The organism is Saccharopolyspora soli, from assembly GCF_022678645.1.
In the GTDB taxonomy this organism is placed as follows: Bacteria; Actinomycetota; Actinomycetes; order Mycobacteriales; family Pseudonocardiaceae; genus Saccharopolyspora; species Saccharopolyspora soli.
In genome coordinates this window covers 1-13,084 of record NZ_JALBWV010000085.1, presented here as the reverse complement: position 1 = coordinate 13,084, position 13,084 = coordinate 1, and the positions used below count along the sequence as shown (strand labels likewise).

The following is a 13,084-nucleotide window of genomic DNA, read 5'->3' as shown; positions in this document are numbered from 1 at the left end:
CCGCTGCTGGCACCGCCACGCAAAACGACCCGAGATCTTTTTGAAATAACAGTGCCTGGGCGAAACCGACGGGAGGGTGAAACGTACGCTTGGGGGCCGTGACTGACCAGGACCGTCCCAACCTCCCGGCAACCAGCGCTGACGGCGTCGATGACCTGCCGGAACAGATGCGGGTTCGGCTGGAGAAGCGGGAGCGCCTGCTCGCCTCCGGAGCCGATCCCTACCCGGTGATGCTGCCGATCACGCACAGCCTCGCCCAGGTGCGCGCCGCCCACCAGGACTTGGCGCCGGACACCGCCACCGGCGAGCACGTCGGTGTGGCCGGTCGCGTGATGTTCTTGCGCAACACCGGGAAGCTCTGCTTCGCGACGCTGCGCGCCGGTGATGGCGCCGAATTGCAGGCGATGCTCAGCCTCAAGCAGATCGGCGAGGACGCGCTGACGGCCTGGAAGAGCGACGTCGACCTCGGCGACCACGTCTTCGTGCACGGCGAGGTGATCACCTCGCGGCGCGGCGAACTGTCGGTGATGGCCGACGAATGGCGGATGGCGTCGAAGGCGCTGCGCCCGCTGCCGGTGATGCACAAGGAACTCGGTGAGGAAACGCGCGTCCGGCAGCGCTATGTCGACCTGATCGTGCGAAAGCAAGCCGCGGACACCGTTCGGACGCGAGCCGCGGTGCAGCGGTCGCTGCGGGATTCGTTCGAGCGGCGCGGTTTCATCGAGGTGGAAACCCCGATGTTGCAGACGCTCCAGGGCGGTGCCGCCGCACGTCCCTTCACGACGCATTCCAACGCCTTCGACATCGACCTGTTCCTGCGGATCGCACCGGAGTTGTATCTGAAGCGATGCGTGGTCGGCGGGATCGAGAAGGTATTCGAGATCAACCGGAACTTCCGCAACGAGGGCAGTGATTCTTCCCACTCGCCGGAGTTCGCGATGTTGGAGTTCTACCAGGCGTATGCCGATTACCGCGACGTGGCCGAGCTGACCAGGTCGGTGATCCAGGAGGCGGCCGAGACGATCGCCGGTTCGCAGGTGGTCACCTGGTTCGACGGAACCGAGTACGACTTGTCCGGCGAGTGGGCGTCGATCACAATGTACGACTCCTTGTCGGAAGCGCTGGATTCGGAGATCACACCGGAAACTTCGGTGGAGACCCTGCGCAAGCACGCGGACTCCTACGGATTGCAGACCGATCCGGCGCACGGCCACGGAAAGCTCGTCGAGGAGCTGTGGGAGCACCTGGTCGGGGATCATTTGTCGGCGCCGACCTTCGTCCTCGACTTCCCGGTGGAGACCTCGCCGTTGACCCGGCAGCACCGCACCACGCCGGGCTTGGCGGAAAAATGGGATCTGTACGTTCGCGGGTTCGAGCTGGCCACCGGATACTCCGAACTCGTCGACCCGGTCGTGGAACGTGCCCGGCTGGAGGAACAGGCCGCACTCGCGGCCGCCGGGGACGACGAGGCGATGCCGGTCGACGAGGACTTTCTCCGTGCGCTTGAGTACGGAATGCCACCCAGCGGTGGGGTCGGAATGGGTATCGACCGGTTGTTGATGGCGTTGACCGGCCTCGGTATCCGGGAGACGATCCTGTTCCCGCTGGTCCGCCCGGAATGACCCGATCAGGGTGAGCGCTAGTGAATTTTCCGGCCGAGGTGAGTGCATTATCGCAGTTACTGCGCTAACCTGACCTCAGAATGTGTCGGTGACGGCTATTGGCGTACTCGCAAGGGAGTTCAGCTCCCGGCGGATGGTCGCTGTCCCGCTATTGCACAATTTTTGCTCCGGGGAGGACTTCGAAGATGGCGCAGAAGGTCACTGTCACGCTTGTCGACGATCTGGATGGCGGACAGGCCGACGAAACCGTTGAGTTCGGATTGGACGGTGTCTCGTACCAGATCGACCTTTCCGCCGACAATGCGGGCGAGCTGCGGGACGCACTGGCGAACTACGTCTCGAACGCGCGTCGGGCTGGCGGCCGAAAGAAGCCAGGTCCGCGGCCAGGTGCCGCGGCGGCGCGTGCCGGCGGTGGTTCCACGAGTGCCGATCGTGAGCAGAACCAGGCCATTCGGGAATGGGCCCGCAAGCGCGGCCTGAAGGTGTCGGACCGGGGTCGTATCCCCGCCGACATCGTCGAGCAGTACCACCAGGCGAACTGAAGTCGGATGCCAGCAGGGCGTTTGCGAGGCTGTTCGGCCGCGCAAACGCCCTTCGTTGCGTTCGGATAACTCTATTCACCACTTGGGGTGCCGCGGGTTGGCTTGCGCGGCGGTGCCACTGCGGGAGTTGCCGCGGTCTTCTCGGCTCCGGGATCCCCGACATCGGGTATGCCCATTGCGCCACGTCGGGGCTGGCTTCGCGAGAAAATCTCTGAAACCCGCGGCGGTGCGAGCTGCGAGAGCGGAGAAAGCGGCTGACGTCGCTTGCCCGACGGTCACTTGTAGTCGTGCTCAATCCGCGCGTGTCCTTATCGGTTAAGAGTGCACGCGGGTTGGTTTGGGTAGATCGGCCAGCGGAATCCCGGACGCCGAGTGGCCTGCCGCCGCCTGCCGGAGATCACGGTGCGCGTTCGGAGGTCGGGACTTCACCAATCAAAACCACGATTGATCAAGCCCGGATGGTTGTCCGATTAGCGCCCGGGTTCCCTTTTCCCGCTCCGCGTCCGGGCCCGTCGCAGCTATGTGACAACGGACATTCCCGCCCGCCCTGTTCGTCTAGGCTTAGGCGGGCCTAACCTAAGTGCGGTCCGGATGAGTGGCAGAGGGAGTGGGACGTGAGTCGCAGCGTGGCCGTCGACAGCCCCCGCGCATCCGGGCCCGGTACTCCCTCGACTGCTCCCGCTCGCTTGCGAGAACGCCGACGCCGTCGGCTCACCGGCATCGCGGTCCTGCTCGTCGTGCTCGTGGTCAGCTGCCTGCTCAGCGTGGTGATCGGCGCCAAGACGATCCCGCTGCACGACGTGTGGAACGGGTTGTTCGCGCCTACCGGCACCGAGAACGACCTGATCATCCGCGAGCTGCGGGTGCCGCGCACCGTGGTCGGCGTCCTCGCGGGCGTGGCGCTGGGCCTGGCGGGAGCGCTGATGCAGGGCCACACCCGCAACCCGATCGCCGACCCCGGCATCCTCGGCATCACCCAGGGCGCGGCGTTGGCCGTGGTGCTGGCCGTCTACACCTTCGGCGTCACCACGCTGCTCGGCTTCATCTGGTTCGGCTTCGCCGGTGCGCTGCTGGGCGCGGTGGCGGTGTTCGCGATCGGCTCCCTCGGCCGCGGCGGCCCGACCCCGGTGACCCTGGCGCTGGCCGGGACCGCGATCAGCCACCTGCTGCAGGCGGTCACCTCGGCACTGGTGCTCACCGACCAGCAGACCATGGACACCTACCGGTTCTGGAAGGTCGGCTCGATCGCCATCAACGACGCCTCGGTGATCCCGCAGGTGCTGCCGTTCCTGGTGGTGGGCGTCGTGCTGGCGCTGGCCAATGCGTCCAGCCTGAACGCGCTGTCGCTGGGCGAGGACGTCGCCCGCTCGCTCGGCCACCGCGTGGCGTGGGCCCGCCGGGCGGGCATCGCCGGGATCGCGATCCTGGTCGGCGGGTCGGTGGCGATCTGCGGGCCGATCGGGTTCGTCGGGCTGATCGTGCCGCACGTGGCCCGGTTCTTCACCGGCGCCGACTACCGCTGGCTGCTGCCCTTCGCCGGGCTGATGGGTGGGTCGCTGGTGCTGCTCGCCGACGTGCTCGGCCGGGTCGTGGCGCGGCCGTCCGAGGTGCAGGTCGGGGTGATGCTGGCGATGGTCGGCGCCCCGTTCTTCATCGCCCTCGTGCGCCGCAGGAAGATGGTGCGGTTGTGACCCAGCTCCTCCACGACGAGATCGCCGGGCGGCGGCCGGTCCGGCTCGGCCCGTTCTCCGGGGTGCTGCGCTGGCGTCCGATCTTGGCGCTGCTTGGCGGCTTGGTGGTGCTGCTGGCGGTCTTCGTGCTCAACGTGGGGCTCGGCGAGTACCAGATCAGCCCGGTGGAAGTGCTCAGCACGCTGTTCGGCGGTGGCGACCGGGCGCAGCAGATCATCATCTTGGAGTTGCGGCTGCCGAGGTCGCTGACCGGCCTGCTGGTCGGTGCCGCGCTCGGCCTTTCAGGCGCGATCATGCAGGCGCTCGCGCGGAACCCGCTGGCCAGCCCGGACATGCTCGGCATCACCTGGGGGGCGGGTACGGCCGCGACCGCGGTGATCGTGCTCGGTGGTACCGGCGGCAGCATCGTCGGCGCGATGGCGAACGTCGGTCTGCCATTGGTAGCGCTCGCGGGCGGGCTGCTCACCGGTGGCGCGGTCTATGCGCTGTCCTACCGCCGCGGCGTGGATTCCTACCGGTTGGTGCTGGTGGGCGTCGGGGTGAGCGCATTGGCGGGCAATGCGACCTACTGGCTGCTGACCGTCGGCGACGTCAACGACGCGGGCCGGGCCCTGGTGTGGCTGACCGGCAGCCTCAACGCGCGCGGCTGGGAACACGTGGTGCCGGTGGCGATCGCCCTGGTCGTGCTGGTCCCGCTGACCCTGGTCGGCACGCACGTGCTCGGGGCGCTGCAGTTCGACGACGACACGGTTCGCGGGCTGGGCGTCCGGATGGACCTGGCGCGTGGCACGCTGCTGCTCGCCTCGGTCGTGCTGGCGTCGATCGCGACCGCGGCGGCCGGTCCGATCCAGTTCGTGGCGCTGGCCACTCCGCAGATCGCGTTGCGGGTGGCGCGCACCTCGCGGCCACCGCTGCTGACCTCGGTGGTCCTCGGCGCCGCGCTGGTAGTCGGATCGGACGTGATCTCCCGGATCGCCTTCAGCCCCCTGGAGCTCCCGGTCGGCATCGTCACCGCGGTCCTCGGCGCCCCGTACCTGATCTACCTGCTCGTCCGTCGGTACCGGGAGGTCCGCGCATGACCGCATCCGCCACGTCCAGCGACCAGGTCGGGACGCCGACCGAGGGTCGCCAGCGGCTGCACGCCCGCGACCTGCAACTGGCCTACGGCGACCGGGTCGTCGTCGACGGCCTGGACTTCGACGTCGTGCACGGCACGATCACCGCGGTGATCGGACCGAACGGCTGCGGCAAATCGACACTGCTGCGCGCGTTGGGACGACTGCTGCAACCGCAGCGCGGCAGCGTGCTGCTGGACGGCAAGCGGATCCACAAGATGTCGACCAAGGAAGTCGCCAAGGTGCTGGGGGTGCTCCCGCAAGCGCCGGTGGCGCCGGAGGGCCTGACCGTCGCCGACCTGGTCGCGCGCGGTCGGCACCCGCACCAGTCCTGGTACCGCCAGTGGTCCTCGGACGACGAGGCGGCGGTGGCCGAAGCGCTGGCCATGACCGGCATCTCCGACCTCGCCGACCGAACCCTGGACGAGCTCTCCGGCGGCCAGCGGCAGCGCGCCTGGCTGTCCATGGCGCTGGCCCAGGGCACCGACCTGCTGCTGCTCGACGAACCGACCACCTACCTGGACCTGTCCCATCAAGTGGACGTGCTGGAGCTGGTGGGTCGCTTGCACGACGAGAGCGGTCGTACCGTCGTGATGGTGCTGCACGACCTCAACCTGGCCGCCCGCTACGCCGACCGGCTGGTGGCGATGCGCGATGGCGCCATCGTCGCCGAGGGCGAGCCGGGCGAGGTGCTCACCGAGGAATTGCTGGCCGAGGTGTTCGAGTTGAACGCCCGGGTGATTGCTGATCCGGTGGCGGGTACCCCGATGGTGGTACCGATCGGCGGACGTCGTGGCGCGGATGTCGATCAGTCCGACTAGCCGGACCTGTTCGCGCTCAGCGGACAGGTCCATCCGATCGGCCCGGATCCGGAATCCCGCAGGCCAGCGGACCGTTGGTCAGAGAGCCGGACAAGAATGTGGGCAGTAGGCCGTAGCGGGCACGGACCGCGACCGGGCGGGGCTACTACAGTGGTCCCCAAGAGTGCTGAACCCGTCGTGGGCATCGGCGATGCAGGAGCCGTGTCCCGGAACGAGACCGCCGGCGCAGCAGTCAGGGAGTGCGAATGTTCGAGAGGTTCACCGACCGCGCGAGGCGGGTGGTCGTCCTGGCCCAAGAAGAAGCCAGGATGCTCAACCACAACTACATCGGCACCGAGCACATTCTCCTGGGTTTGATCCACGAGGGTGAGGGTGTCGCCGCCAAGGCGTTGGAGTCGCTGGGTATCGCGCTTGAGGGCGTGCGCCAACAGGTCGAGGAGATCATCGGCCAGGGGCAGCAGGCCCCCAGCGGACACATCCCGTTCACCCCACGGGCCAAGAAGGTGCTGGAGCTGTCGCTGCGCGAAGCGCTGCAGCTCGGCCACAACTACATCGGCACCGAGCACATCCTGCTCGGGCTGATCCGCGAGGGCGAAGGCGTCGCCGCGCAGGTGCTCGTCAAGCTCGGTGCGGACCTCAACCGGGTGCGCCAGCAGGTTCTCCAGCTGCTGTCGGGCTACCAGGGCAAGGAGCCCGCGGAGGCCGGTGGCCGCGGCGAGGGCACCCCGTCGTCGTCGCTGGTGCTGGACCAGTTCGGCCGCAACCTCACGCAGAGCGCCCGCGAGGGCAAGCTCGACCCGGTGATCGGCCGGGAGAAGGAAATCGAGCGGATCATGCAGGTCCTCTCGCGGCGCACCAAGAACAACCCGGTGCTCATCGGTGAGGCTGGCGTCGGCAAGACGGCGGTCGTGGAGGGGCTGGCCCAGAAGGTCGTCAAGGGCGAGGTGCCCGAGACGCTGAAGGACAAGCAGCTCTACACCCTGGACCTGGGTTCGCTGGTCGCCGGTTCCCGGTACCGCGGTGACTTCGAAGAGCGCCTGAAGAAGGTGCTCAAGGAGATCAAGACCCGCGGCGACATCATCCTGTTCATCGACGAGATCCACACGCTGGTCGGTGCCGGTGCCGCCGAGGGCGCGATCGACGCGGCGAGCATCCTCAAGCCGATGCTGGCGCGCGGTGAGCTGCAGACCATCGGCGCCACGACGCTGGAGGAGTACCGCAAGTACGTCGAGAAGGACCCGGCTCTGGAGCGCCGCTTCCAGCCGATCCAGGTCGGCGAGCCGTCGTTGCAGCACACGGTCGAGATCCTGAAGGGTCTGCGGGACCGCTACGAGGCCCACCACCGGGTGTCCATCACCGACTCCGCGCTGGTCGCCGCGGCCAGCCTGGCCGACCGCTACATCAACGACCGCTTCCTGCCGGACAAGGCGATCGACCTGATCGACGAGGCCGGTGCCCGGATGCGCATCCGCCGCATGACCGCGCCGCCGGACCTGCGCGAGTTCGACGAGAAGATCGCCGACGTGCGCCGGGAGAAGGAGTCCGCGATCGACGCGCAGGACTTCGAGCGGGCCGCCCGCCTGCGGGACGAGGAGAAGCAGCTCCTCGGCCAGAAGGAGGAGCGGGAGAAGCAGTGGAAGGCCGGTGACCTGGACGTGGTCGCCGAGGTGGACGACGAGCAGATCGCCGAGGTGCTGGCGAACTGGACCGGCATCCCGGTCTTCAAGCTCACCGAGGAGGAGACCACCCGGCTGCTGCGAATGGAGGACGAGCTGCACAAGCGGATCATCGGCCAGGACGACGCGGTCAAGGCCGTGTCCCAGGCGATCCGCCGCACTCGCGCCGGGCTGAAGGACCCGAAGCGCCCGTCCGGTTCGTTCATCTTCGCCGGTCCGTCCGGCGTGGGTAAGACCGAGCTGTCCAAGGCGCTGGCGGAGTTCCTCTTCGGCGACGACGACGCGCTGGTGCAGATCGACATGGGCGAGTTCCACGACCGCTACACCGCCTCGCGGCTGTTCGGTGCCCCTCCGGGCTACGTCGGCTACGAGGAGGGCGGTCAGCTCACCGAGAAGGTCCGCCGCAAGCCGTTCTCCGTGGTGCTCTTCGACGAGATCGAGAAGGCCCACCAGGAGATCTACAACACGCTGCTGCAGGTGTTGGAGGACGGCCGCCTGACCGACGGCCAGGGCCGCACGGTGGACTTCAAGAACACGGTGCTGATCTTCACCTCGAACCTCGGCACGCAGGACATCTCCAAGGCCGTGGGCCTGGGCTTCTCCTCCGGTTCGGGCGCTGACTCGAACTACGAGCGGATGAAGAACAAGGTCAACGAGGAGATGAAGAAGCACTTCCGGCCGGAGTTCCTCAACCGCATCGACGACGTGATCGTCTTCCACCAGCTCACCGAGCAGGAGATCATCCAGATGGTCGATCTGCTGTCCGGTCGGGTGGAGAAGGCGCTCAAGAGCAAGGACATGGCTCTGGAGCTGACCGACAAGGCGAAGAAGCTGCTGGCCAAGCGCGGGTTCGACCCGGTGCTGGGCGCGCGGCCGCTGCGCCGGACCATCCAGCGGGAGATCGAGGACAAGCTGTCCGAGAAGATCCTGTTCGGCGAGGTCCAGCCGGGTCAGATCGTGATCGTGGACGTGGACGGCTGGGACGGCGAAGGAGCCGACGACAAGGCGCACTTCACCTTCCGAGGCGAGTCCAAGCCGTCGCTGGTCCCGGACACCCCGCCGGTGGCGGTCTCGGCTGGCACCGACGACAAGTCGGACCGCTCGGACTCCGAATCCGCCTGACGGAACCACCCAGAAGGCCCCGCACCCACCCCGGGCGCGGGGCCTTCTGCCGTCCCCACCCAGATGATTTTTTCGATCGGGTGATCAGGTCCTGGTTGGCGGCGTCGACCGCGCCGCTGAGCGCGGCGAAGCCGCGGCGGGCGCGTGGGCTTTCTTCCTCCGGTCGATCGGTTCTGCCGGTGCGCGTTGAGGGTGCGCAATTTCTCGCAAAATTGCGCACCATCCCCGGTCGGGTCAGCGGATTCGGCGGATCTCTTCGGTTGGGGCTTCGGAGTGGATTCGGGCGAACTGGACCGTGGGGGCTTCCGCCGACTCGCGTTCGCGGCGGTTGTTTCGGATGCGGAGTACCACGAACGCCGCGATGGTCAGGATCGCTGTGATCAGGACCGCTCGGGAGAGCAGGCCGCCGTATTCCTCGACCAGGTACCAGTGCTCGCCGAGGAGATAACCGGCGAGCACGAAGACCGTGTTCCAGATCAGGCTGCCGAGCGTGGTGAACAGGACGAACGCGGTCAGGCGCATGCGTTCGACCCCAGCCGGGATCGAGATGAAGCTCCGGAACAGTGGGATCATCCGGCCGAAGAACACCGCCTTGACGCCGTGCTTGGCGAACCACGCCTCGGTCTTGTCGATGTCGGAGACCTTGACCAGCGGGAGCTTCGCGGCGATGGCGCGTGTCCGGTCGCGGCCCAGCTTCGCGCCGATGCCATACAGCGCCAGGGCGCCGACCAGCGAGCCGAGCGTGGTCCACAGGATCGCGCCGATCAGCGACATGCCGCCCTGGCTGGCGGTGAACCCGGCCAGCGGCAGGATCACCTCGCTGGGGATCGGCGGGAACACGTTCTCCAGCGCGATGATCAGCCCGGCTCCCGGACCGCCGAGCGCTTCCATCACCGCGATCACCCAGGCGGTGAAGCCGGTCGGTTCGGCGGAGGTGGCGGCCAACGGCGTCAGATCCATGCGAGCGGCTCCGGGATTGCGCGCCCTGCACCGGCGGCCTCGACGAGCACCTGAGCACCCGAGCCACGTCGGCGGGACGACTGATCGGCAGTATGTCCGTTTCTTCCATGATTCCAGTCCGCAGCCGCACTTCCGCCGCCGGGGAGGTGATCTGCGCCACCTCGCCGGAGGGTTCTGCGCGGGGCACGTCTTCGACTGCGCGGCACAGCCGGGCGACGGCGGGTGCCGGTCCTGCTTAATGGCAGGTGCCGGGTCTGGGGTTTCTGCGAAGCTGGTCGGGTGCGCGTGGCGATGTTGGGGCCCTTCCGGCTGAGCGCACCCGATGGCCGCGCGGTCGAGGTCGGCGGCCTCCGGGTGCGCACGCTCCTCGCGCGGCTCGCGCTCGACGCTGGCCGCACCGTCGCCGCCGAGGTCCTCATCGCGGACCTCTGGGGCTCCGCCCAACCCTCCGGCGCGCTGAACGCGCTCCAGTCCCTGGTGTCTCGCGCGCGCCGCGCGCTCGCCGGGTCGCTGGAGCTGCGCTCCGACCAGTCGGGCTATGCCCTCCAGGTCGCTCCCGACGACGTCGACGCCATCCGCTTCGCCTGGCTCGCGGCCGATGGCCGCCGCCTGCTGCGCGCTGGCCACGTCGACGCTGCCGCGGGCACGCTCCGCGAGGCGCTGGCGCTGTGGCGGGGTGGCGCTCTCGTCGACTTCGTCGACGCGCCGTTCGTCGAAGCGCAGGCCGCGCGGCTGGAGGAACTTCGTCTCGTCGCGCTCGCGGACCGGATGGACGCGGATCTGCAGGCTGGTCGTCATGTCGATCTCGTGCCTGAGCTCGAAGGTCTCTGCGCGCGCTACCCGCTGCGCGAGCGGCTCGCGGCGTTGCGGGTCCGGGCGCTCTACGCCTGTGGCAGGCAGGCTGATGCGTTCGCGGTTTACGAGACGCTGCGCCGCCGCTTGGACGACGAGCTAGCCGTGGAGCCGTCGCAGGAGCTCAAGGATCTGCACGTGGCGATGCTGCGCGGTGATCCGGCGCTGGCGCCGCGCCCGGAATCCCGCCGGGAGCCGAGCCAGCCGGTGCTGCCGACGCGGTTGAGCAGTTTCGTCGGCCGGGAACGCGAGATCGAGCTGGTTCGGTCGGAGCTGGTGAATTCGCGGCTGGTGACGCTGTTCGGCCCTGGTGGTGCTGGCAAGACGCGGCTGGCGATCGAGGCGGCCGCCGGGGTTTCGGATCAGCGGGTGTGGTTCGTGGAGCTCGCGCCGGTGCGCGATGCGCACGACGTGACGTCGGCGGTGCTCACCGCGCTCGGGGTCCGCGAGACGCGGTTGTTGGAAGCGCCGAAAACCCATGCGTTGAGCCGGGTGGCGGACGTGTGCTCGGCCGAGCCGACGTTGCTGGTGCTGGACAACTGCGAACACGTGATCAACGCCGCCGCCGAGTTCGCGCAAGAGGTGATGAGCCGGTCTCCGCAGCTGCGGGTGCTGGCTACCAGCCGGGAGCCGTTGGCGTTGACCGGGGAGAAGTTGCTGCCGGTTGGGCCCTTGGCGTTGCCGCAGGCCGACGATCCGGCGCCGGAGACCGCCGCGGTGCGGCTCTTCGCCGATCGGGCAGCCGCTGCCCGGCCCGATTTCGTGCTCGACGAGCGCAACACCGGTGATGTCGTGGCGATCTGCCGAGGGCTGGACGGCATGCCGTTGGCGATCGAGTTGGCGGCGGCACGGCTGCGGGCGATGAGCGTCCGGCAGATCGCCGATCGCCTCGACGACCGATTCCGCTTGCTCACCAACGGCAACCGCGCCGCGATGCCGCGGCACCGGACGCTGCGCGCGGTGGTGGAGTGGAGTTGGGATCTGCTGACCCCTCCGGAGCAGGTGCTGGCCGGGCGCCTGTCGGTGTTCGCCGGGAACGCCTCGGCCGACGCGGTCTCCGCGGTGTGCGCGGACGCCGGGCTGCCCGCCGCCGAGGTGTTCTACGTGCTCATCTAGCTGGTGGAGAAATCCTTGGTGGAGGCCGTGGATTCGGAGCTGGGCATGCGGTATCGGATGTTGGAGACGGTGCGCGCGTTCTGCGCCGAGCAACTCGACGCGGCCGGAGAGCGGGACGTCCTGCGCACCTCCCATGCGGCGCACTTCGTCGAGTTCGCCGAGACAGCCGCGCCGAACCTGCACGCCGCGGACCAGATCGAGTGGCTGGACCGGTTGGATGCCGACCACGACAACATCATCGCGGCCCTGCACTGGGCGACCGAGTCCGGCGACGCGGACCGCGCGATTCGGCTGGGTGCGGCGCTGTGCTGGTACTGGTCGATGGCCGCGCAGCACGGCGAATTGAACAGCCGGTTGGACGCGGTGGCGGCGCTGCCGGGCGCCGCGCCACCGGCGAGTCGGGCGATCATCGACCTGATGCGGGTGATCACCAGCAACACCCCGGACTGGTTCCAGCGGCTCCAGTCGGCAGTCACGGTGGTCCGCGACACCGACGCGCAGTCCCGGTACCTGTACGCGGCGATCATGGAGCCGGTCGGCTGGTTGCTCACCGGCGAACTGTCCGAAATGGACGATTGCGTCGAGCGGTCGCTGCGGCATCCACATCCGTGGGTGCGCAGCGCGGGGTTGTTCTGCCGGGCCTTCGGCACCGAGCACACCGGGAATCCCGTGGACGGCGAGAAGGACATGTTGGCCGCGCTGGCCGAGTTCCAGCAGATCGGTGACCGGTGGGGCACCGCCAGCGCCATCACCAGCATCGCCGAGTACCGGTCGCGGCGCGGCGACCACGAGGGCGCCATCGAAGCGCTCCAGGAATCCGCCGCGACGCTGCGCGAACTGCGGTCCACCGATGACCTGGTGCCGGTGCTGGTGCGAATCGGCATGGAGCGGCTGCGCGCCGGGGACGTCGCAGCCGCGTGGTCCGATCTGCGGCACGCCGAGCAAATCGGCCGAAACGCGGTTTCCTACCACCGGATCGGGACGCTGAGCGGACTTGCCGAAGCAGCCCGGATCTCCGGTGATCGAGCGGCGGCCCGCGAATACCTGGCCAAGGCGCGAACCGCGTTGGGAGAGACGACGGTGGCCCCGCAGCCGTTCCGACAACTGGAGCTGACCTGCGAGGCGCGGCTGTGCATCGACGAGAACCGGCTCGACGAGGCGAAGGCGAAGCTCGCCGAAGCCCTCGTCGCGGGCCTGGACATCCGGGACATGCCGATGAACGCGACGCTCGCCGAGCAAGCGGCCCGAGCGGAGTTCGTCGGCGGCAAGCCCGAGCGGGCGGCACGCCTGCTCGGGCTTGCCATCGCGCTGCGCGGGCTGCTCGACGAAGGCGACCCGGAGGTGCGAGCGCTGCTGCGCGAGCTCGACGGGGAGCACCGAGCGGAGCGCGACAGCGCGCCGGCGCAGCCGCGCGACGACGCCTTGGCGGAGCTGCGCGACGCGCTCGGAGCGGCGTAGCCGCGCCGGTGCCGGAGCGTGGCACGTGCGGCCCGGGGGGGGGGGGGGGGGGGGGGGGGGGGGGGGGGGGGGGGGGGGGGGGGGGGGGGGGGGGGGGGGGGGGGGGGGG

9 protein-coding genes are annotated in these 13,084 nt (G+C 68.9%); 8 read left to right on the top strand and 1 reads right to left on the bottom strand.

Features of this window, described 5'->3' with window-relative positions; all coding sequences use genetic code 11:
* Nucleotides 1-167: 167 nt before the first annotated feature.
* From lysS to MOQ72_RS38910, 6 genes are all read left to right on the top strand, one after another.
* A complete protein-coding gene (gene lysS, locus MOQ72_RS38935; protein WP_242191000.1) occupies nucleotides 168-1,622 on the top strand; it encodes a lysine--tRNA ligase in 1,455 nt (484 codons plus the stop codon).
* Between the two features lie 185 nt (nucleotides 1,623-1,807).
* Nucleotides 1,808-2,164: a histone-like nucleoid-structuring protein Lsr2 gene (locus MOQ72_RS38930; protein WP_242190988.1), complete on the top strand. Its 357-nt coding sequence runs from the start codon at nucleotides 1,808-1,810 to the stop codon at nucleotides 2,162-2,164.
* A gap of 614 nt (nucleotides 2,165-2,778) precedes the next feature.
* Complete coding sequence (locus MOQ72_RS38925) at nucleotides 2,779-3,855, top strand: FecCD family ABC transporter permease (RefSeq protein ID WP_242190987.1); 1,077 nt, start codon at nucleotides 2,779-2,781, stop codon at nucleotides 3,853-3,855.
* Entirely contained in the window at nucleotides 3,852-4,934 is a 1,083-nt protein-coding gene (locus tag MOQ72_RS38920) for a FecCD family ABC transporter permease (RefSeq protein WP_242190986.1), read from the top strand. The genes MOQ72_RS38925 and MOQ72_RS38920 overlap by 4 nt, the downstream gene beginning before the upstream one ends.
* Entirely contained in the window at nucleotides 4,931-5,791 is an 861-nt protein-coding gene (locus MOQ72_RS38915) for an ABC transporter ATP-binding protein (protein WP_242190985.1), read from the top strand. Before MOQ72_RS38920 ends, MOQ72_RS38915 begins: the two co-directional genes overlap by 4 nt.
* Before the next feature lie 245 nt (nucleotides 5,792-6,036).
* Nucleotides 6,037-8,589, top strand: coding sequence for an ATP-dependent Clp protease ATP-binding subunit (locus MOQ72_RS38910; RefSeq protein WP_242190984.1), 2,553 nt, complete (start codon nucleotides 6,037-6,039; stop codon nucleotides 8,587-8,589).
* A 234-nt stretch (nucleotides 8,590-8,823) separates the two neighbouring features.
* Here the strand turns inward: MOQ72_RS38910 and MOQ72_RS38905 are convergent, their stop codons facing one another.
* Nucleotides 8,824-9,549, bottom strand: coding sequence for a DedA family protein (locus MOQ72_RS38905; protein ID WP_242190983.1), 726 nt, complete (start codon nucleotides 9,547-9,549; stop codon nucleotides 8,824-8,826).
* 279 nt (nucleotides 9,550-9,828) lie between these two features.
* On the opposite strand from MOQ72_RS38905, the gene MOQ72_RS38900 reads away from it, so the two are divergent.
* A complete protein-coding gene (locus MOQ72_RS38900; protein ID WP_242190982.1) occupies nucleotides 9,829-11,517 on the top strand; it encodes an AfsR/SARP family transcriptional regulator in 1,689 nt (562 codons plus the stop codon).
* Nucleotides 11,518-11,544: 27 nt separating this feature from the next.
* Nucleotides 11,545-12,975, top strand: coding sequence for a hypothetical protein (locus MOQ72_RS38895; protein ID WP_242190981.1), 1,431 nt, complete (start codon nucleotides 11,545-11,547; stop codon nucleotides 12,973-12,975).
* Nucleotides 12,976-13,084 lie beyond the last annotated feature (109 nt).

What these genes read in the sequence shown, in the direction of transcription:
- lysS (WP_242191000.1), top strand. Translation starts at nt 168, where the DNA reads ATGCGGGTTCGGCTGGAGAAGCGGGAGCGCCTGCTCGCCTCCGGAGCC.
- MOQ72_RS38930 (WP_242190988.1), top strand. Translation starts at nt 1,808, where the DNA reads ATGGCGCAGAAGGTCACTGTCACGCTTGTCGACGATCTGGATGGCGGA.
- MOQ72_RS38915 (WP_242190985.1), top strand. Translation starts at nt 4,931, where the DNA reads ATGACCGCATCCGCCACGTCCAGCGACCAGGTCGGGACGCCGACCGAG.
- MOQ72_RS38910 (WP_242190984.1), top strand. Translation starts at nt 6,037, where the DNA reads ATGTTCGAGAGGTTCACCGACCGCGCGAGGCGGGTGGTCGTCCTGGCC.
- MOQ72_RS38905 (WP_242190983.1), bottom strand. Translation starts at nt 9,549, where the DNA reads ATGGATCTGACGCCGTTGGCCGCCACCTCCGCCGAACCGACCGGCTTC.